This is a genomic window from Halomonas sp. LMYGS-3 (assembly GCF_059509875.1).
This window is the reverse complement of record NZ_JCAKFQ010000014.1, coordinates 44,693-65,589: the sequence shown is the minus strand read 5'-3', so window position 1 is coordinate 65,589 and position 20,897 is coordinate 44,693. Positions and strand designations below refer to the sequence as shown.

General features: G+C 68.3%; 16 protein-coding genes. 12 read left to right on the top strand and 4 right to left on the bottom strand.

The features are described from left to right. Positions 1-25: 25 nt before the first annotated feature. From AC5W54_RS14025 to AC5W54_RS14010, 4 genes are all read right to left on the bottom strand, one after another. Positions 26-484 (bottom strand): universal stress protein, encoded by a 459-nt coding sequence (locus tag AC5W54_RS14025; protein ID WP_495962702.1) that lies wholly within the window; start codon positions 482-484, stop codon positions 26-28. 73 nt (positions 485-557) lie between these two features. Further along, the gene (locus tag AC5W54_RS14020) at positions 558-2,189 is read right to left on the bottom strand and encodes an MFS transporter (RefSeq protein WP_495962701.1); all 1,632 of its coding nucleotides are present in this window, start codon (positions 2,187-2,189) and stop codon (positions 558-560) included. Between the two features lie 278 nt (positions 2,190-2,467). After that, the gene (narL, locus tag AC5W54_RS14015; protein WP_495962700.1) at positions 2,468-3,133 is read right to left on the bottom strand and encodes a two-component system response regulator NarL; all 666 of its coding nucleotides are present in this window, start codon (positions 3,131-3,133) and stop codon (positions 2,468-2,470) included. Positions 3,134-3,139: 6 nt separating this feature from the next. Next, positions 3,140-5,086, bottom strand: coding sequence for a type IV pili methyl-accepting chemotaxis transducer N-terminal domain-containing protein (locus tag AC5W54_RS14010; RefSeq protein ID WP_495962699.1), 1,947 nt, complete (start codon positions 5,084-5,086; stop codon positions 3,140-3,142). Positions 5,087-5,269: 183 nt separating this feature from the next. Between AC5W54_RS14010 and AC5W54_RS14005 the strand changes: the two genes are divergently transcribed. From AC5W54_RS14005 to AC5W54_RS13950, 12 genes are all read left to right on the top strand, one after another. Further along, a complete protein-coding gene (locus AC5W54_RS14005; protein ID WP_495962698.1) occupies positions 5,270-6,574 on the top strand; it encodes an MFS transporter in 1,305 nt (434 codons plus the stop codon). Between the two features lie 200 nt (positions 6,575-6,774). Beyond that, positions 6,775-10,563, top strand: coding sequence for a nitrate reductase subunit alpha (locus AC5W54_RS14000; protein ID WP_495962697.1), 3,789 nt, complete (start codon positions 6,775-6,777; stop codon positions 10,561-10,563). Further along, entirely contained in the window at positions 10,560-12,122 is a 1,563-nt protein-coding gene (narH, locus tag AC5W54_RS13995) for a nitrate reductase subunit beta (protein WP_495962696.1), read from the top strand. Before AC5W54_RS14000 ends, narH begins: the two co-directional genes overlap by 4 nt. Then, positions 12,115-12,918 carry a nitrate reductase molybdenum cofactor assembly chaperone gene (gene narJ, locus AC5W54_RS13990; protein WP_495962695.1) on the top strand — a complete coding sequence of 268 codons (804 nt, stop codon included), beginning with the start codon at positions 12,115-12,117 and terminating at the stop codon, positions 12,916-12,918. The genes narH and narJ overlap by 8 nt, the downstream gene beginning before the upstream one ends. Continuing rightward, on the top strand, positions 12,915-13,592 hold the full coding sequence (gene narI / locus AC5W54_RS13985; RefSeq protein WP_495962694.1) for a respiratory nitrate reductase subunit gamma: 678 nt from the start codon (positions 12,915-12,917) through the stop codon (positions 13,590-13,592). The genes narJ and narI overlap by 4 nt, the downstream gene beginning before the upstream one ends. A gap of 193 nt (positions 13,593-13,785) precedes the next feature. Beyond that, positions 13,786-14,607: a peptidylprolyl isomerase gene (locus AC5W54_RS13980; protein ID WP_495962693.1), complete on the top strand. Its 822-nt coding sequence runs from the start codon at positions 13,786-13,788 to the stop codon at positions 14,605-14,607. Positions 14,608-14,616: 9 nt separating this feature from the next. Further along, a complete protein-coding gene (gene moaB / locus AC5W54_RS13975) occupies positions 14,617-15,189 on the top strand; it encodes a molybdenum cofactor biosynthesis protein B (protein WP_495962692.1) in 573 nt (190 codons plus the stop codon). Then, positions 15,186-16,451 (top strand): molybdopterin molybdotransferase MoeA, encoded by a 1,266-nt coding sequence (locus AC5W54_RS13970; protein WP_495962691.1) that lies wholly within the window; start codon positions 15,186-15,188, stop codon positions 16,449-16,451. The genes moaB and AC5W54_RS13970 overlap by 4 nt, the downstream gene beginning before the upstream one ends. Continuing rightward, the gene (locus AC5W54_RS13965; protein ID WP_495962690.1) at positions 16,417-17,154 is read left to right on the top strand and encodes a Crp/Fnr family transcriptional regulator; all 738 of its coding nucleotides are present in this window, start codon (positions 16,417-16,419) and stop codon (positions 17,152-17,154) included. Before AC5W54_RS13970 ends, AC5W54_RS13965 begins: the two co-directional genes overlap by 35 nt. Before the next feature lie 19 nt (positions 17,155-17,173). After that, complete coding sequence (locus AC5W54_RS13960; protein WP_495962689.1) at positions 17,174-17,608, top strand: putative zinc-binding protein; 435 nt, start codon at positions 17,174-17,176, stop codon at positions 17,606-17,608. Further along, on the top strand, positions 17,605-18,594 hold the full coding sequence (moaA, locus tag AC5W54_RS13955; protein WP_495962688.1) for a GTP 3',8-cyclase MoaA: 990 nt from the start codon (positions 17,605-17,607) through the stop codon (positions 18,592-18,594). The genes AC5W54_RS13960 and moaA overlap by 4 nt, the downstream gene beginning before the upstream one ends. 52 nt (positions 18,595-18,646) lie before the next feature. After that, on the top strand, positions 18,647-20,725 hold the full coding sequence (locus AC5W54_RS13950; protein WP_495962687.1) for a prolyl oligopeptidase family serine peptidase: 2,079 nt from the start codon (positions 18,647-18,649) through the stop codon (positions 20,723-20,725). Positions 20,726-20,897: the final 172 nt, after the last annotated feature.

Here is a 20,897-nt window from a genome sequence, read left to right as displayed (position 1 = left end):
CGATGGCCGTGGTGGCGTAGGTGTCTCAGGGGCTGGGGAAGATCAGCAGTGGGCACTCGACGCGCCGTGCCAGGAAGGAGCTGACGCTGCCGAAGGTCATGTAGTCGAGTTCGTCGACGAAGTAGCTCAGTGACTGGGCGATGATGCCGCCGTCGGGCTTGTGGCTGTGGCGGGCGATCACCAGCAGGTCGGGCTGGTGCTTCTGGGTGGCACGCAGCAGCATCTTGCGGGCGTCACCCTCGGCGATCACCAGTTCGGCGTCGAAGCCCTCGCCGGTGGCGAAGTCGAGCCCCTCCTGGAGGGCCGCCCTGAGCTCGTCGTACTCCTCCTGGAACAGCGTCTCGTTGGCATCGGTGGCGTCCAGCGGGTTCTCGGCCACGCCGGCGAGGATCAGCGTCGGGGCGTTGCAGCGGAACATGGTGACGGTCTGCGCCAGGGCCAGCTTGGCGTTACGCGAGCCGTCGTAGGCGATCATGATCTTCATGACATCCCTCTGGAGAAGGCTGTGTGAGGTTGGGACGTGCCCCGGAGACCTCTCCGGGGCACGGGGGACGGCATCAGGGATTCTTCACGTAGGCGTTCTTGCGCAGGTAGAACCACCAGTTGATCACCAGGCAGAGCGCGTAGAAGACCGCGAAGCCGTACATGGCGAGTTCCGGGGTACCGGCCTGGATCTGTTCGCCCATCACCCGCGGGGCGATGAAGGCGCCGTAGGCGGCCACGGCCGAGGTCCAGCCGAGTACCGGGCCCTTCTGGTGCTGGTCGAAGATCACGCCGATGGTGCGGAAGGTGGAGCCGTTACCGATGCCGCTGGCGGCGAACAGGACCACGAAGAGGATCATGAAGAGCGCGAAGTAGCTGTTCGGATCGGTGGCGTTGTAGGCCTGCATCATTACCCAGCCGGCGGCGGCCGAGGCTACCACCATCACCACCGAGATGATCTGGGTGACGATGGAGCCGCCGACCTTGTCGGAGATCCAGCCGCCGATGGGGCGGATCAGGGCGCCGACGAACGGGCCGATCCAGGCCCAGGTCAGGGCGCTGGGGGCGTCGGGGTTGGCGATGCGAGAGACGCTGCCGTCGGCGGCCACCTCCATCATGCTGCCGAAGATGACGTTGATGGAGAGCGGCAGGGCGGCGGAGAAGCCGATGAAGGAGCCGAAGGTGAGGATGTAGAGCACCGTCATCGACCAGGTGTGCTTGTTCGAGAAGATCGCGAACTGCTTCTGGATGTTGGGCTTGATGGCACCGGGGATCAGGCGCAGCAGCACCAGGGTCAGCACGATGGTCAGCGGCAGGGCGAGCCACATGCCGAGCAAGCCGAGGGCGAACATGCCGACGATACTGGCCACCGCGCCGACGGCGTAGAGGCCGAGGATCTTGCCGAACGCCTGGAGGGGCGTGCCGGGATCCGGGGTAATGGGGCGCAGGTTGTTCATGCCGAACCAGCTGGCGAAGGCCAGCGGGATCAGGAACAGCAGCCAGACGAAGCCGGCGTTCTGGATCCAGGTGTCGGTGCCCGCCTCGATGCGGCCGATCAGGGTACCGCTGGCGCTCGAGAGCTCCATGGGGCTGCCGGCGATGGCGCCGAACAGGCCCACCGTCATCACCAGCGGAATCAGGATCTGCATGGTGGTGACGCCGAAGTTGCCGAGCCCGGCGTTCATGCCCAGGGCGTAGCCCTGCTGCTTCCTGGGGAAGAAGGTGGAGATGTTGCTCATCGAGGCGGCGAAGTTGCCGCCGCCGATGCCGGAGAGCAGCGCCAGGGCCTGGAAGACCCAGAACGGCGTCTCGGGATTCATCAGCGCCACACCGGTACCGAAGGCCGGTATCATCAACAGGGCGGTGGTCAGGAAGACGGTGTTGCGTCCGCCGGCGATGCGGATCATGAAGGAGGCCGGAATCCGCAGGGTCGCGCCGGAGAGGCCGGCCAGGGCGGTCAGGGTAAACAGCTGGCTCACCGAGAACGGAAAGCCCAGATTCTGCATCTGGGTGGTGATCATGCCCCACATCAGCCAGACGGCGAAGCCCATCAGCAGGCTGGGGATGGAGATCCACAGGTTGCGGTTGGCGACCTTCTTGCCGTCGCGCTCCCAGAACTCCTCGTTCTCGACGTCCCAGTGGTCGATATCGGCGTTTCGTGGTCTACCGCTATCGAACTTGCCGAGATCGGCACTCGATTTAGCCATGGTGATTCCCCCCTTGGGTTACCGTTGCGCCCCGGCTTGCGGTCCACGACGTGACACCGATCAACGCGCGAGGCTTTGAGACGCAAGATACGCCGCGGTCAGGGAGGGCGAAACTGGCTAAAAATGCCTGAAAATCAGTGGAATACCTCTTGAGGGGTAGCGGGGGTATATCGCTAAGATTCTGTTTTTTCGTGGTTTGGAAAAAGCGGGGAACAAGAAAAAGGCGCCTGGTCGGCGCCTGAAAGTCTTTGGAGGTATCCACACAGAACCTCCCCTACCTAACGGTCGATACCCTCCTGCACGGCCCATACCGCCGCCTCCACCCGCGAGCGCAGGTTGAGCTTCTTCAGCAGGTGCTTGACGTGGACCTTGACGGTGCCTTCGGTGATGTCGAGCTTGCGGGCGATCAGCTTGTTGGAGAGCCCGGCGGCGAGCTCGCGCAGGATCTCCCGCTCGCGCTGGGTCAGGCTGTGGAGGTCCGGTGCCGCCGGCCGGTTGCGCTGGCTGCGCAGCGCCTCGGCGAGCAGGGCGGTGAGGCTCTCGCTGATCACCATGCGCCCCAGGGCGGCCTGGCGCAGCTGGCGGACCATCTCGTCGGGGTCCATGTCCTTGAGCAGGTAGCCGTCGGCGCCGCTCTGCAGGGCATCCACCACGTCCTCCTCGTGATCGGAGACGGTGAACATCACGATGCGCCCGGCAAAGTCGTTTTCGCGCAGCTGCTTCAAGGTCTCGATGCCGTTCATGCCCGGCATGTTGAGATCGAGCAGGATCATGTCGGGGTCGAGCTCGGCGGCGAGGCGCACACCCTCCTCGGGTTCGCCGGCCTCCCCGACCAGCGTGAGGTCGTCCTCGAGCTCGAGCAGCTGGGAGACCCCCCGGCGCAGCAGCGGGTGGTCGTCGATGATCAGGATGCTGGCGGGCGTGTCATGGTCGGGCGTAGGCATCGTGACTTATTCCCTGTTGCCGGTGGGTTTGAGCGCGACGCGATCGCCGGTGGCCGGGAGCGGATCGTCCGGGCCGGTCGCGGCGAGGTCCGTGGCGGGCTGCTGGGTGATCAGGCGGGCGGTCTGGGGCGTGAAGGCGAGCTCGACGAGGGTGCCCCCCGCGGGGCGATTGCGCAGCCTGAGCTCGCCGCCCAGGGTCTCGGCCCGGTCGCGCATGATTACCAGGCCGTAGTGCATCGGTGGCGAACGGTCATCCTCCAGGCCGATGCCGTCGTCCTCGATCCGCACCCGGAGGCGGGCCTCCGCGAAGCGTACCGAGACGCCCGCCCAGTGGGCCTGGGCGTGCTTGTGGATGTTGGCCAGGGCCTCGCGTGTCACCTGCAGCACGTGGATCTCCTCGTTGGGATTGAGCAGGTGGGGCGGCACGTCGAAGTCCAGCTCGACGGGCGCCTGCATGCGTTCGGCGAACTCCGTCGTGGTCTGGCGCAGGGCGCTCTGGAGGCCCGGGCCCTCGAGCTTGAGGCGGAAGGTGGTCAGCAGCTCACGCAGCTGGCGGTAGGCGCTGTCGAGCCCGGTGCGCAGTTCGTCGCAGACCGAGGCCTGAGCCTCCCGGGGCATCGCCTTCTGCTGCATGCGTTCGAGCCGTGCCACCTGCATCTTCAGGTAGGAGAGCGACTGGGCCAGGGAGTCGTGCAGCTCCCGGGCGATGATGGTGCGCTCGTTCATCAGCGACACCTGCTGCTGCTCCTCGATGCGCCGCTGCAGGTAGATCGCGGTGGCGAGCTGGTCGGCGAGGGCGTTCAGCAGGCGCCGGGTGCTGCTCGAGAGCGGCTGGTTCCTGGGGTGCCAGAGCTCCAGGGTGCCGAGCATCTCGTCACCGACGCTCACCGGCAGCAGCAGGCACTCGCCCTGCTCGGTTTCCCTCAGGCGCAGCGGCCGCGGGTCGATCAGGCAGGCGTGGCAGTCGTGGTCGCGGCAGTACTCCGGCCGCCGGGCGGAGTGGGTGGCGAGTATCGGGATGGGGCGGTCGTCGACGGGGTCGTTGAGCGACAGCCGGATCGGGCCGATCTCGAGCAGTTGCTCGAGATGGCGCAGCATGGGGGCGGCGCTGGCGCACAGGTCGTTGCCGCCGCCGTAGAGCTGGCGGCTGCCGTCGTGCATGACCTGCATGGCCCGGTTGCTGCGCTCCAGCTCGGCCTTCTTGCGCGAGACCCGCTCTTCCAGCTCGGCGTAGCTGGCACCGAGCTCCTCGGCCATGGTGTCGAGGGTGCGCCCGAGCATCGCCAGTTCGTCGTGGCCCTTGAGGTGAGTGCGATGACCGAAGTTGCGGTGTGCCGCCTCCCGGGCCAGCACCATCAGCTGGCGCAGCGGCGTCACCAGGTTGTGGCGGATATCGTACAGGGCGATGGCCACGACCACGGCGGTCAGCCCCAGGAAGAGGATCTGCAGCACGCTGAGCAGGCGGATCTTCGACTCGGTATTCTCCTCCAGCAGGGTCACCAGGCTGTCGATCTCGCCCACCAGGCCGTCCAGGGTGGCACTGAGCTCGTCGGTCTCGACCCGGGCCCCGGCGGTCGCCGCCTCGACCTGGGGCGCGAGCTCCCGGTCCCAGCGCTCCAGCAGCAGCCGGTACTGAGCCTGCAGGGCATGGTCGTCCGCGTCGGGCATGGCGTCGGTGAGCTGGGGGCTGGTCAGGCGCGCCTTGAAGCGCTGCGCGAGGGCACGCACCTGCTCGCGATGCTCGGCGTCCGGCTGCTGTTGGTAGCGTTGCAGGGCGGCGACGATCTGGTAGGTGTTCATGCGCAGCGAGCCGGCCATGTTGATGGCGGCAGCGTCGCCGCGGCTGCCTCCGGCCACGGTCATGGTGACCACGATGCTGATCAGGGCCAGGGTGCTGATCGCCAGCAGCGAGGCGATGATGCGGGCCACCAGGGAGCGTTGCAGCAGTTTCATCGGTGAGGCGGGCCCTCCGGAATCGGGGCGGGCTGAAGGCGTCGTGAAAACACCATTATACCCTAGTAGGTAGTCCCTGCCCCCCTCAAAGGTGTACCTCGCATGCCCTTTTGACCGGCAGGGCGAGGCTCACGAGAATTTCCCCAGTGATCCCAATCCATAGCCGCGGAGTCCTGCCATCCCATGATGCCCCTCCGGGAAGACCCGGTCCGCGACGCCGAGGGCGGCTACCGCTCGCTGGTGGTGGTATTGCTGTCGCCGCTGGCCTTCGCGCTGGTCTTCGCTTGCTGGACGCTGTTCGCCGTGCTCGGGCTGGAGCTCAAGGCCACACTCGGCTTCGGCGAGATCGCCTTCGCCGCCCTGCTGGCCGTGCCGATGCTGGTGGGTGGCCTGGCCAGCCTGCCCATGGCGGGCCTGGCGGTGAAGATCGGCGGGCGGCGGGTGATGCTCGGCTGCCTGCTGCTGATCTGCCCCTTCCTGTGGTGGATCAGCCAGGCGAGCCACTACCTGGAGCTGCTGCTCGCCGGTGCCGGCCTGGGGCTGGGGGCCGGGTCGCTGGCCGCCGGCCTGGTCTACGTGGCGACCCAGGGGCCGCGGCACCGCGCCGGCCTGGCCCTGGGGCTCTACGGCGCCGGCATGCTCGGCGCCGGGCTGAGTTACCTGCTGCTGCCGCTGATCAGCCAGGCCTACGGCTGGCGCCTGGCGCCGCAGCTCTACCTGCTGCCGGTACTGCTGGTGGCCGGGCTGCTGTGGCTGTTCGCCGACGACCGAACCGGCATCGCCTACCGGTCGGGGGACGCGGCGCTCGACCTCGATGACGCGGAACCGGCACCGGTGGCCGGTGGCTGGCGGTGGGCGCGGGAGCGCCTGGTCGGCTGGCGGCCATGGCGGCTCGCCTTCGTCTACAGTTTCTTCTTCGGCGCCTTCGTGGCGCTGGCCCTGTGGCTGCCGAGCTATCTGGTGGCCCAGTACGGGTTGCCCCTCAAGAGTGCCGCGCTCTGGGCGCTGCCGTTCGCCCTGGCGGTGGGGCTGGGGCAGATCCTCGGCGGGGCGCTCGCCGACCGGCGCGACTTCCGCGCCCTGCGCTGGTGGGTCAGTGCCTTCGTGCTGGTCTGCCTCTTCCTGCTCTCCTATCCCCCCTTCACCATGCAGATCCAGGGGGTCCATGGCGAGTTGACCCTGCGTTTCGCTGCCCCCCTGGGGTGGTTCATGACCCTGCTGGTGCCGATGGGCCTGGTCATGGGCATCGGCAAGGGCAGCCTGATGCGGCTGATCCATCGCGACCACGGCGACGACATGGCGCTGGTGGGCGGGCTGGCGCTGACCCTGGGCGGGCTCTTCGCCGCGCTGCTGCCGATGGTGTTCGTGCTCGGCAACGAGTGGATCGGCATCCGCAGCGCCGGTTTCATGTTCCTCTACGGCTCGCTCGTGGTGTGCATGCTGGTGATGCTCGCCGATCATGCCAGGACGCCCCGCGCGGTCGCCTGACGGCGGCCTATCCCCTCGCTGCCCGGCCCTCTATCCCCTTGGGGGTAGAGGCGATGTATATGGAGGTAACCGGGCAGTAATCCGCGTTTCGATCCCCCAGAATCCGCTTCAAGAGCCCTGCCGGCAGGCGCCGACGCCACTCCGGCAGGCCGGGTGACCCAGGGCGGTCACACATTCTTCGAGGAGCCTGGAGATCGACCATGAGTCACTTCTTAGATCGGCTGAATTTTTTCCGCAAGGCGCGCGAGCCTTTCGCCAACGAGCATGGCGAGAGCCGCGAGGAGTCCCGTGGCTGGGAGGACGGCTACCGGCAACGCTGGCAGCACGACAAGGTCGTGCGCAGCACCCATGGCGTGAACTGTACCGGCTCGTGCAGCTGGAAGATCTACGTCAAGAACGGCCTGGTCACCTGGGAGACCCAGCAGACCGACTACCCGCGCACTCGCCCGGACCTGCCCAACCATGAACCGCGGGGCTGCCCGCGCGGCGCCAGCTACTCCTGGTACATGTACAGCGCCAACCGCCTCAAGTACCCGCTGATTCGCAAGCCGCTGCTCAAGCTGTGGCGCGAGGCGCTCAAGGAGCACGGCGACCCGGTCGACGCCTGGGCCGCCATCGTGTCCGACCCGGCCAAGACCAAGCAGTACAAGCGTGCCCGCGGCATGGGCGGCTTCGTGCGTGCCAACTGGGACGAGCTCAACGAGCTGATTGCCGCCTCCAACGTCTACACCGCCAAGCAGTACGGCCCCGACCGCATCATCGGCTTCTCGCCGATCCCCGCCATGTCGATGGTCAGCTACGCCGCGGGCAGCCGCTACCTGTCGCTGATCGGCGGCGTGTGCATGAGCTTCTACGACTGGTACTGCGACCTGCCGCCGGCGAGCCCCCAGACCTGGGGCGAGCAGACCGACGTGCCCGAGTCGGCCGACTGGTACAACTCCGGCTACATCATCGCCTGGGGCTCCAACGTGCCCCAGACCCGTACCCCCGACGCCCACTTCTTCACCGAGGTGCGCTACAAGGGCACCAAGACCGTCTCCATCACCCCGGACTACGCCGAGGTCTCCAAGCTCACCGACGAGTGGCTGTCGGTCAAGCAGGGCACCGACGCCGCGCTCGGCATGGCCATGGGCCACGTGATCCTCAAGGAGTTCCACCTCGACAAGCCCAGCGCCTACTTCACCGAGTACGTGCGCAAGTACTCCGACATGCCCTTCCTGGTCGAGCTGGAAGCGCGCGAGGACGGCAGCTTCGTGCCCGGCAAGCAGCTGCGCACCAGCGACTTCGAAGGCAACCTGGGCCAGGACAACAACCCCGAGTGGAAGACCGTGGCGTGGGACGAATTGTCCGACCGCCTCGTGGTTCCCAACGGCTCCATCGGTTTCCGTTGGGGTGAAAAGAGCGGTGAAGAGAGCGGCGAGAAGGAGGAGCACCGGGGCAAGTGGAACCTCGAGGAGCGTGATGCCGGGGGCGCCGAGATCAAGCCGCTGCTGACGCTCGCCGAGCATCACGATGATGTGGCCCGGGTCGCCTTCCCCTACTTCGGAGGCATCGCCCACGAGCACTTCGACCACGTGGCCGGCAACGAGCTGCTGTTCCACAGCCTGCCCGCCAAGCGCCTCACCAAGGCCGACGGCAGCAGCGTGCTGGCCGTCACCGTGTTCGACCTGATGTGTGCCAACTACGGCATCGACCGTGGCTTCGGTAAAGAGGGCGAAGACGACGGTGCGACCTCCTACGATCAGGTCCGCCCCTACACCCCGGCCTGGCAGGAGAAGATCACCGGCGTGCCCGCCGAGCAGGTCGCCCGCATCGCCCGTGAGTTCGCCGACAACGCCGACAAGACCCGGGGCCGCTCCATGGTCATCGTCGGTGCCGCGATGAACCACTGGTACCACATGGACATGAACTACCGCGGCCTGATCAACATGCTGGTCATGTGCGGCTGCATCGGCCAGAGCGGCGGCGGCTGGGCCCACTATGTCGGCCAGGAGAAGCTGCGTCCGCAGACCGGCTGGACCCCGCTGGCCTTCGGCCTCGACTGGCAGCGTCCGCCGCGCCACATGAACTCCACCTCGTTCTTCTACAACCACTCTTCGCAGTGGCGCTACGAGAAGCTCGAGATCAAGGAGATCCTCTCGCCGCTGGCCAACCCGGCCGACTACAGCGGCAGCCTGATCGACTTCAACGTGCGCTCCGAGCGCATGGGCTGGCTGCCCTCCGCGCCGCAGCTAAACACCAACCCGCTTCGCCTGGCCGCGAAGGCCAAGGCCGCCGGCCTCTCCACCGCCGACTACGCCGTCCAGCAGCTCAAGAGCGGCGACCTGGCCTTCGCCGCCGAGGACCCGGACAACGAGCAGAATTTCCCGCGCAACCTCTTCGTGTGGCGCTCCAACCTGCTCGGCAGCTCGGGCAAGGGCCACGAGTACATGCTCAAGTACCTGCTGGGCACCCGTCACGGCATCCAGGGCAAGGACCTGGGCGAATTCGGCGGCCAGAAGCCGCAGGAAGTGAAGTGGCACGACGAGGCGCCGGAAGGCAAGCTCGACCTGGTGGTCACGCTGGACTTCCGCATGTCCTCCACCTGCCTCTACTCGGACATCGTGCTGCCGACGGCGACCTGGTACGAGAAGAACGACCTCAACACCTCGGACATGCACCCCTTCATCCACCCGCTGACCGCGGCCACCGACCCGGCGTGGGAGTCGCGCAGCGACTGGGACATCTACAAGGGCATCGCCAAGGCGTTCTCGAAGGCCTGCGTGGGTCACCTGGGCGAGGAGACCGACCTGGTCACCCTGCCGCACCAGCACGACTCCCCGGCGGAGCTGGCCCAGCCGGAAGTGAAGGACTGGAAGAAGGGCGAGTGCGAGCCGATCCCGGGCAAGACCATGCCGGCGCTGATCGAGGTCAAGCGCAACTACCCCGAGACCTATGAGCGCTTCACCTCCGTGGGCCCGCTGCTCGAGACCATCGGCAACGGCGGCAAGGGCATCGCCTGGAACACCGAGTCCGAGGTCGAGCTGCTCGGCAAGCTCAACCATCGCAAGCTGGACGGCCCGCACAAGGGGCGCCCGCAGATCGAGTCCGCCATCGACGCCGCCGAGATGATCCTGACCCTGGCCCCGGAGACCAACGGCCAGGTGGCGGTCAAGGCGTGGGGCGCGCTGTCGAAGATCACCGGGCGCGACCACACCCACCTGGCCGTCAACAAGGAGGAGGAGAAGATCCGCTTCCGCGACATCGTCGCCCAGCCGCGCAAGATCATCTCGAGCCCGACCTGGTCCGGCCTGGAGGACGAGCACGTCTCCTACAACGCCGGCTACACCAACGTCCACGAGCTGATCCCGTGGCGCACCGTGAGCGGCCGCCAGCAGTTCTACCAGGATCACCCCTGGATGCGCGCCTTCGGCGAGAGCCTGCTGGTCTACCGTCCGCCGATCAACACCAAGACGGTGACCGGCTTCGCGATGCCCGAGGACAACGGCAACCCGACCAAGGCGCTGAACTGGATCACCCCGCACCAGAAGTGGGGCATCCACTCCACCTACAGCGACAACCTGCTGATGCTGACGCTGAACCGCGGCGGCCCGGTGGTGTGGATGTCGGAGACCGACGCCCAGGAGATCGGCATCGAGGACAACGACTGGATCGAGCTGTTCAACGCCAACGGCGCGATCACCGCGCGGGCCATCGTCAGCCAGCGGGTCAAGGCCGGCATGGTGATGATGTACCACGCCCAGGAGCGCAACGTGAACGTGCCGGGCTCCGAGATCACCAAGACCCGCGGCGGCATGCACAACTCCGTGACCCGGGTGTGCCCCAAGCCGACCCACATGATCGGCGGCTACGCGCAACTCTCTTACAGCTTCAACTACTACGGCACCGTTGGCTCCAACCGCGATGAATTCGTCCTGATCCGCAAGATGAAGAGAATCGACTGGCTGGACGGCGAAGGCAACGACAGCGTTCAGGAGACCGTGAAATGAAGATCCGTTCCCAGGTAGGCATGGTCCTCAACCTCGACAAGTGCATCGGGTGCCACACCTGTTCGGTCACCTGCAAGAACGTCTGGACCAGCCGCGAAGGCATGGAGTACGCCTGGTTCAACAACGTCGAGACCAAGCCCGGTATCGGCTACCCCAAGGAGTGGGAGAACCAGAAGAAATGGAAGGGCGGCTGGCTGCGCCGCCAGGACGGCAAGATCGAGCCGCGCATCGGCGGCAAGTGGCGGGTGCTGGCGAACATCTTCGCCAACCCCGACCTGCCCGAGATCGACGACTACTACGAGCCGTTCGATTTCGACTACGAGCACCTGCACACGGCCAAGCAGGCCGACCACCAGCCGGTGGCGCGCCCGCGCTCGCTGATCTCCGGCGAGCGCATGAAGAAGATCGAGTGGGGCCCGAACTGGGAGGAGATCCTCGGCACCGAGTTCGCCAAGCGCCGCCGCGACGCCAACTTCGAGAAGGTGCAGGCCGATATCTACGGCCAGTTCGAGAACACCTTCATGATGTACCTGCCGCGCCTGTGCGAGCACTGCTTGAACCCCACCTGCGTGGCCTCGTGCCCGTCCGGCGCGATCTACAAGCGCGAGGAGGACGGCATCGTCCTGATCGACCAGGACAAGTGTCGCGGCTGGCGGATGTGCATCTCCGGCTGCCCGTACAAGAAGATCTACTACAACTGGAAGACTGGCAAGTCCGAGAAGTGCATCTTCTGCTACCCGCGCATCGAGGCGGGCATGCCGACGGTGTGCTCCGAGACCTGCGTGGGCCGCATCCGCTACCTCGGCGTGCTGCTCTACGACGCCGATCGCATCGAGGAAGTGGCGAGCTCGCCCGACGTGCGAGACCTCTACCACCGCCAGTGCGAGATCTTCCTCGACCCCAACGACCCCGAGGTGATCGCCCAGGCCAAGCGTGACGGCATCGCCGACAACGTGATCAAGGCCGCCCAGGAGAGTCCGGTCTACAAGATGGCCATGGACTGGGGGCTGGCGCTGCCGCTGCACCCCGAGTATCGCACCCTGCCGATGGTCTGGTACGTGCCGCCGCTCTCGCCGATCCAGTCGGCCGCCGAGGCGGGTAAGGTCGAGTACGACGGCGTGCTGCCCAGGATCGAGTCGCTGCGCATCCCGGTGCAGTACCTCGCCAACATGCTCACCGCCGGTGAGGAGGCACCCGTGGTGCTGGCGCTCAAGCGGCTGATGGCGATGCGCGTCTACATGCGCAACAAGCACGTCGAGGGCAAGGTCGACACCGCCGTGCTCGATGCCGTCGACCTCAGCGAGGCCCAGGTGGAGGAGATGTACCGTTATCTCGCCATCGCCAACTACGAGGATCGCTTCGTGATCCCCACCAGCCACCGCGAGATGGCCACCGAGGCCTTCCCCGAGCGCGGCGGCTGCGGCTTCAGCTTCGGCGACGGTTGCCACGGCGAGAGCAAGCCGAGCCTGTTCAACGGCCGCAAGCAGACCAGTGCACTGGTCAAGCCGGCCACCGTGTTCGATCCGAAGGCGGGCGCCGAGGAGGTCCACCATGGCTGATGCCGCGCTGAAAATGACTGACGACGCAGCAGTCCAGTCCGAGTTCGGCATGCGCAGCCTGCGCGTGCTGGCCCGGCTGCTCGACTACCCCACCGAGGCGCTGCAGGGCGCCGCGGGCGAGCTGATCGAGGCGCTCGATGCCGAGCGTCGCCTGCCGGCGGCACTCAAGGGCGACCTGATGAGCTGGTGTCAGCGCCTCAGTGAGGCCGACCTGCTCGAGCTGCAGTCCGAGTACGTGGCGCTGTTCGACAAGGGGCGCGCTCACTCGCTGCTGCTGTTCGAGCATGTCCACGGCGAGTCCCGCGACCGCGGCCAGGCCATGGTCGACCTGATCAACGAGTACCAGGCGGCCGGCTTCGCGCTCGACGCCCGGGAACTGCCCGACTACCTGCCGCTGTTCCTGGAGTACCTCTCCACCCGCTCTGAGGCCGAGATCGGCCGCTGGCTGGGCGAGATCCGCCACATCCTGGCGCTGCTCACCGCGCGCCTCGAGGAGCGCGGCGCCGACCAGGCCCTGGTGCCCCGTGCGCTGCTGGCGCTGATCGGCGCCGAAGGCGACGTCGAGGCAAGCCGCGAGGCGGTGTCGAGCGAGACCCGCGACGACACCCCGGAGGCGCTGGACGCGGTGTGGGAGGAGGAAGCGGTGCGCTTCTCCGCCACATCGGACGAGGACTGCGCCCTGCAGTCCGCCGAGGGGCGGCGCCTGGCCGAGCGCAAGCGGCTGACCCAGGGCGAGGCGATTCGCATCCTCGAGCCGTTGATGTCGCCCGGAACCACTAACGGAGACCTGTCATGAACTATCTCAACACCTTGCTGTTCGGGCTCTATCCCTACCTGGCCGGCAGCGTCTTCCTGATCGGCAGCCTGCTGCGCTTCGACCACGGCCAGTACACCTGGAAGACCGGCTCGAGCCAGATGCTGTCGTCGAAGCACATGCGCCTGGCCAGCAACCTGTTCCATATCGGCATCATCGTGATCTTCTTCGGTCATCTGGTCGGCCTACTGACGCCGCACTGGCTCTACGGCCCCTTCATCAGCGCCGGCACCAAGCAGGTGCTGGCGGTGGTGGTCGGCGGCATCGCCGGCGTGATGTGCCTGGTGGGCGGCGCCATGCTGTTCTACCGCCGCCTGACCAACCCACGGGTGCGCGCCTCCTCCGGCCCCATGGACACCGTGATCATCGGCCTGCTGGTGGTGCAGGTGGCACTGGGCCTGCTCACCATCCTGCCCACCCTGGGTCACCTGGACGGCAGCAAGATGCTGCAGTTCTCCGGCTGGGCGCAGTCCATCGTCTTCTTCCAGGGTGGCGCCGCCGCCTACCTCGAGGGCGTCAGCTGGATCTACAAGCTGCACATCCTGGTGGGCCTGACCATCATCCTGGTCTTCCCCTTCACCCGCCTGGTTCACGTCTGGAGCGTGCCCTTCGGCTATGTCACGCGGCGCTATCAGCTGGTGCGCCGCCGGGCCTGAGAGAGTATTTGAGATAGTACAAGCTGGCTGCGCTCGGCGAGGGGCGCCGGGGGCAGGGCGAAGAGGAGGTCATTTGCCAGGGATGGCAAATGTAGCGCCCAGGGAAGGGTTCACAGCGCCTCCTCGCAGGCCTAGCCGCCGGAACAGCCCCAACCTCCTGTCGGCGGTACAACGAGTTTTGAGGATTAGCATCATGCAGATGATCGAGATCGAACAGCTGCCGGGGGGCGCGAGCCCCCCTCCCATCCGGGTCGGCGACGCCACCATCGAAGAGGCCGTCATCGCCCAGGAGATGCAGCATCACCCGGCGGACAGCGCCGGTACCGCCCAGCTGAAGGCGGCCCGCGCCCTGGTGGTGCGCGAGTTGCTGCGCCAGCGCGCCGAGGCCCTGGGGCTCGGCGATGCGGCCGGGGAGGCGGTGAGGGATGCCGACGCGGCCATCGCAAGCCTGCTGGAGCGGGAGCTCGAGGTGCCCGAGCCCAGCGAGGCGGACTGCCGGCGCTTCTTCGAGACCCATGCGGAGCGCTTCAGCGACCCGACGCGGCTCGCCGTGCGCCATATCCTGCTGGCCGCCGCACCCGACGATGCCGAGGCCCGCGACGCTCAGTACCGCCTGGGCGAGACGCTGCTCGAGGAGCTCTCGGCGATTCCCGAACGCTTCACCGAATTCGCCATGCGCCACTCCGCCTGCCCCTCGAAGGAGCAGGGCGGCGAGTTGGGCTGGCTGGCCCCGGGCCAGACCGTCGCCGAACTCGATCGCGCCCTGCAGCACCTGCCGCAGGGGCTGCACGACCGGCCGCTGGCCTCGCGCTTCGGCTGGCACCTGGTCGTCATCGACGAGCGCCACGAGGGGCGCCGGCTGCCCTATGAGCAGGTCGCCGACCGCGTGCGCCATACCCTGCGCGAACAGGCCACCCGTCGCGCCCTGCGCCACTACCTGCTGGCACTCGAGGCCGAGATCGGCGTCGAGGGGATCGAGCTGGACGACGACAGCGCCAATGCGCTGATGCAATAGGAGGTCTTCATGGCCCATGTTCATGCCGATGCCCTTTTCGTGCCGCTTGGCATGGCGGTGCTGACCGTCTCGGATACCCGCGGTTTCGACGAGGACGGCAGCGGCGACCTGCTCAGCGCGCGCCTCGCCGAGGTCGGCCACGGCCTGGTGGAACGGCGCATCGTCCCCGACGACGTCTACCGCATTCGCGCGGTGGTCTCCGAGTGGGTGGTGCGCGACGACATCCAGGCGATCCTGGTCAACGGCGGCACCGGTTTTACCCCTCGGGACACCACCCCCGAGGCCCTGGCCCCGCTGTTCGACAAGGCCATCGACGGCTACGGCGAGCTGTTCCGCCAGCTCTCCTTCGAGAGCATCGGCAGCTCGACCGTCCAGTCCCGCGCCGTGGCCGGGGTGGCCAACCGGACCCTGATCTTCGCCATGCCGGGCTCGCCCAAGGCCTGCGCCACGGCCTGGGACGGCATCATCGAGGCCCAGCTCGATGCGCGTACTCGGCCGTGCAACTTCGTCGCCATGGTACTGCCCGAGGCCGGCCGCTGCGGCTCTCGCCAGGCCGTCGGCAAGGCAGGAGCCGTGACATGAAGTGCGGCTGTGCGGAGGTCGTCACCCCCGGCCTGCTCGATCTGTTCGATGCCCGGGCGCGGCTGATCGCCGCCGCGGTGCCGGTCGCGGGCCGCGAGCGCCTGGCGCTGGCCGGGGCCGCCGGCCGCGTGCTCGCCGAGGACGTCGTGGCGGCGCTGGACCTGCCCGGGGTCGACAACAGCGCCATGGACGGCTACGCCCTGCGCCTGGCCGATCTCGCGCCTGCCGAGAGTGCCGGCGAGGGGCTGCCGGTGGCGCTGCGCGTGCCCGCGGGCGCCGGGGCGCTGCGGCTGCCGTCGGGTGGCTGCGCCCGCATCTTCACCGGTGCCCCCGTGCCGCAGGGCGCCGACGCCGTGGTCCCCCAGGAACGCACCCGCCTCGACGCAGCGGGACTCCTGCATGTCGAGGGGGCGGTGGCGCCGGGCGCCAATATCCGCCGCCGCGGCGAGGAGGCGCGTGCCGGCACGCGGGTGCTGCCCGCCGGCGTGCGCCTGACCCCGGCGGCCATCGCCCTGCTGGCGAGCCACGGTATCGCCGAGGTCGCGGTCAGGCCGCGCCTGACGGTGGCACTGATCTCCACCGGCGACGAGCTGATCGAACCGGGCACGCCCCGGGCGCCCGGCCAAGTCTACAACAGCAACGCCGCCATGCTGCACGCCCTGCTGGCCCAGCAGCAGTGCGCGGTGCTCGACCTGGGGATCGTCGACGATACGGCCCCGGCCCTGCACGAGGCGTTCGTCGTCGCGCGCGACAGTGCCGACCTGGTGATCTGCACCGGCGGCGTCTCGGTGGGCGAGGAGGATCATGTGCGTCCCGTGCTCGAGCGCCTCGGCGGGCTGGCCTTCCACGGCGTGGCCATGAAACCCGGCAAGCCCGTCGCCTTCGGCTGGCTGGGGGCGTCCGGCGACGCCGGCACGCCGCTGATCGGCCTGCCCGGCAATCCGGTGGCCTCGCTGGTCGGCTGGCAGTGGCTGGCGCTGCCCTTCGTACACGGCCGCCAGGGTCGCTCACCGGCGCCGCTGCAACGCTTTCCGGTCACCGTCGGCTTCTCGCGGCGCGGCGCGCGCGGGCGCCGCGAACTGCTGCGGGTGGTGCTGGACTGGGCGTCCGGCGAGCCGGTGGCCCGGCTGGCCGGCGGTCAGGGGTCGCATATGCTCGGGGCCGCCAGCCAGGCCCATGGTTACCTGATGATCGACGCCGATAGCCACGTGGAGGAAGGGAGTGCTCATGAATTCTGTCCCGTTGCCCAGTTCCTCGACTGAACTGCTGTTCCGACCCCGCCAGCTGCGCGACCTGGTGCGCGGGGTTCCCTGGCTCTCCGCGCTCGACGATGACGAGATCGACACCCTGCTGGAGGCCTCCGATGTCCGCCACCTGAAGAGCCGCGAATGGCTGTTCCGCCAGGACGCCCCGGCCCACTGGCTCTACATCGTCATCAACGGGGTGGTCAGGCTGGTGCGCAACACCATCGACGGCCGCCAGGCGACCATCCGCTGCGTGGAGCGCGGCGGACCCCTGGGCCAGCTGAGCATGGTCTCCCGCGAGGGGGTCTATCTCTATTCCGCCGAGGCGCTGCGCCGCACCCACGTGCTGGCGATTCCCGCGCCTCGCTGTCGCGAGATCGTGGACAACCACCCGGCCTGCCGGGCGGAGTTCATGAGTCGCCTGGCGCTGGAGCTCACCGAGCGCCTGGAGGACATGGCCCTGCTGACCCAGGCCGATGCCATGGCGCGGCTGGTCAGCTATATCCTGCGCCAGCTGCCCGGCAGCCGGGCCAAGGGGCCGCGGGTGGTACGCCTGACCATCCCCAAGCGCTGGCTGGCCGCCCAGTTGGCGATGACGCCGGAGACCCTGTCGCGGCTGCTGGGCAAGCTACGCGACAGCGGCGCCATCAACATCGACCGCCAGCGGCTGGTGGTGCGCGACGAGCAGACGCTGCGCGACACCCTGATGGCGGACGACTGAATCCGCACGAGGAGGCGAGATGTCCCGCAAGGCGAGCAAGCCACACCCCCTGGTCTACGCCTGCTCGGGCTGCTCCGACGTGGCCCAGCTGGCCAATGACGCGGCCCTGCGATTGGACCATACCGGCGTGGCGGAGATGTCCTGTATCGCCGGCGTGGGCGGCGGTGTACCGGCCCTGGTGCGCACCGCCCGGTCCGGCCGTCCGATCGTGGCCATCGACGGCTGCCGGCTGCACTGCGCCAGCCACTGCCTGGCCCAGGCCGGCGTCACGCCCACCGAGCACGTGAAGCTCTACGAGCGGGGCCTGCGCAAGCGCAAGGGCCGGCTCTACGACGAAACGACCATCGCCGAGGTCACCGAGGACGTGGGCGAGTTGATCGCCCGGCTGCCCGTTCATGAAGATGACGAAGAGCCGGCCGAGGCTCGCCCCGCGTCCGGGGAGAGACGGGTATGAGCACGCTGGTCGACGGCTTCGGCCGTGCCATCCGCTACCTGCGCCTCTCGGTCACCGATCGCTGCGACTTCCGCTGCGTCTATTGCATGGCCGAGCAGATGACCTTCCTGCCCCGCGCCCGGGTGCTCACTCTGGAGGAGATGGCCACCCTGAGCCGGGCCTTCGTCGAGCTCGGGGTGGAGAAGATCCGCCTCACCGGCGGCGAGCCGCTGGTGCGGCGGGGCATCGGCGAGCTGGTACGTGAGGTCGGGGCGCTGCCGGGGCTTGCCGACTTCGCCATGACCACCAACGGTGCCGGCCTGGTCCGGCATGCCCGCGCGCTGCGCGACGGGGGACTGACGCGCCTCAACGTCAGCCTCGACACCCTGGAACCGACGCGCTTCCGCGCCCTGACCCGCACCGGTGACCTGGTCAAGGTGATCGACGGCATCCGCGCCGCCCGGGAGGCCGGCTTTGCGCGCATCAAGCTCAACGCCGTGATCCTCAAGGGGCGCAACGACGATGAGATCCTTGACCTGGTCGAGTTCGCCAGGCAGGAGAAGGTGGACATCAGCTTTATCGAGGAGATGCCGCTGGGCCAGGCGATCGGCCACGACCGCGCCACCACCTTCTGCGGAAGCGACGAGGTGCGCGCGGCCATCGAATCGCGCCACACGCTGCTGCCCACCACCGAGAGCACCCTGGGACCTTCCCGGTATTATCGGATGGGGGATTCCGACATCCGCGTCGGCTTTATCTCGCCCCACAGCCACAACTTCTGCGACGCCTGCAACCGCGTGCGCGTCACCGCCGAGGGGCGCCTGCTGCTGTGTCTCGGCAACGAGCATTCGCTGGACCTGCGCGCGGTGATGCGCCGCCACCCCGGTGACCTCGAGCGGCTCAAGGCCACCATCGTCGCCGCCATGGCCAGCAAGCCCGAGCGGCATCACTTCACCACCGACGGCGACGTCCAGGTGGTGCGCTTCATGAACATGACGGGCGGCTAGGAAGAGTCGGCTCTGCTAGGGTGAGGCGAGCATCCCGTGCAGGAGAGTCGTCATGCCCAGCCACCCCCCCAAGACCCCCGACGGCGCACCGGCCGACCCCCATCGCTGGCTCGAGGAAGTCGAAGGCAACCGGGCACTGGCCTGGGTGCAGGCACACAATGCGGTGGCCCAGGCCCGCCTGGAGGCCGATCCCGACTTCGAGGCCCTGCGCGATGACCTGCTGGCGATCCTCGATGCCGACGACCGCATTCCCTTCGTGACCCGGCGCGGCGAGCACTACTACAACTTCTGGCAGGACGAGGATCACCCCCGGGGGGTGTGGCGGCGCACCACGCCGGAGGAGTACCGCCAGGAGCGGCCGGCCTGGGACGTGCTGATCGACCTCGATGCCCTCAACGCCGTCGAGGGCGAGAACTGGGTGTGGCACGGTGCCCACTGCCTCAGGCCGCGGGACCCCAGCGAGCCCTGGCGTCACTGCCTCATCTCGCTGTCACGAGGGGGTGCCGACGCCGACGTGACCCGCGAGTTCGATCTCGTCGAGCGGTGCTGGGTCGACGAGGGCTTCCGGCGCGATGAGGCCAAGGGCGCCCTGAGCTGGATCGATCGCGACAGCGTCTACGTCTACACCGACTTCGGCGCGGGTTCGCTGACCAGTTCCGGCTATCCGCGCCTCGTCAAGGCATGGCGGCGCGGCACCCCGATGAGCGAGGCGGTGACGGTCTTCGAGGGCGAGCCGGGCGACATGAGCGTTGCCGCCACGCGCGATCAGGCCCGGGGCTACGAGCGTGACTTCGTCAGCCGCGCGCGGGCCTTCTACGACAACGAGCTCTACCTGCGCGAGGCCGACGGCACCCTGCGCCGGGTCGAGGTGCCGAACTCGGCGCGCAAGCAGGTGCATCGGCGCTGGCTGACCCTGGAGCTGCGCGACCCCTGGACCGTCGGCGACGAGACCCATCCCGCCGGGTCGCTGCTGGCCGCCGATTTCGATGCCTTCATGGCCGGGTCACGGGAGCTGCGGGTGCTGTTCACCCCCACCGAGCGTACCTCCCTGGCGGATGCCACCTGGACCCGCCATCACCTGGTCCTCAATGTCCTCGACGACGTCAAGCATCGCTTCTACGTGCTCACGCCCGGCGGAGACGGGGAGGCGTGGGCGTGCGAGCCCCTGGCCGGCGCACCCGAGCGCGGCAGCGTGAGCCTGAGCGCGGTGGACGACGAGGAGTCCGACGAGCTGTTCCTGGTGGCCAGCGACTACCTCACGCCGACCACGCTCCATCACGGTCGCATCGGCGAGCTGCCCCGGCCGCTCAAGCGGGCGCCGGCGCGGTTCGACGCCGGGGGGCTCGAGGTCAGCCAGCATTTCGCCACCAGCCGCGACGGCACCCCGGTGCCCTACTTCCTGGTGGCCGGCCGCGACAGCGAGCGCGACGGCCGCCACCCGACCCTGCTCTACGGCTATGGCGGCTTCGAGATCCCGCTGCTGCCGTCCTACAGCCCCGGGGTGGGGCGCGGCTGGCTCTCCCGGGGCGGCGTCTACGCGGTCGCCAACATCCGCGGCGGCGGCGAGTACGGCCCGCGCTGGCATCAGGCCGCCCTGCGGGAGAAGCGCCACAAGGCCTTCGAGGACTTCGCCGCGGTGGCCGAGGACCTGATCGCCCGCGGGATCACCTCGCCGCGGCGGCTGGGTATCCAGGGCGGTTCCAACGGCGGCCTGCTGGTCGGCAACATGCTGGTGAGGTATCCGCACCTGTTCGGCGCCGTGGTCTGCCAGGTGCCGCTGCTCGACATGCGCCGCTACCACGAGCTGCTCGCCGGCGCCTCCTGGATGGCCGAGTACGGCGACCCCGACGGCAACGACTGGGACGCCTTCCTGCGCGACGTCTCGCCCTACCACAACCTCGACCCCGAGGCGGACTATCCGCCGCTGCTGCTGATGACCAGCACCCGCGACGACCGGGTCCATCCCGGCCATGCGCGCAAGATGATGGCGCGCATGAGCGAGCAGGGGCACCCGGTGCTCTACTACGAGAACCTAGAGGGCGGCCACGGGGGGGCCGCCGACAACCGCCAGCGCGCCCAGATGCAGGCCCTGGCCTTCATCTTCCTGTGGCAGACGCTGGCTGATGCCTAGCCGAAGATGACCCATCGGCACCTGGACCCTGGACCTTCCAGTAACACGAGTCCACCTCGTCCCGCTTCAGCCAGCCCCCTGCCGCCAGCGGCAGCCTCTGCTGCCTTCGACAGCATCCCGGGCATGGCATGAAAGGGGGAATCCTGCGCCCAAGTCGATGAGCGACAAGGAC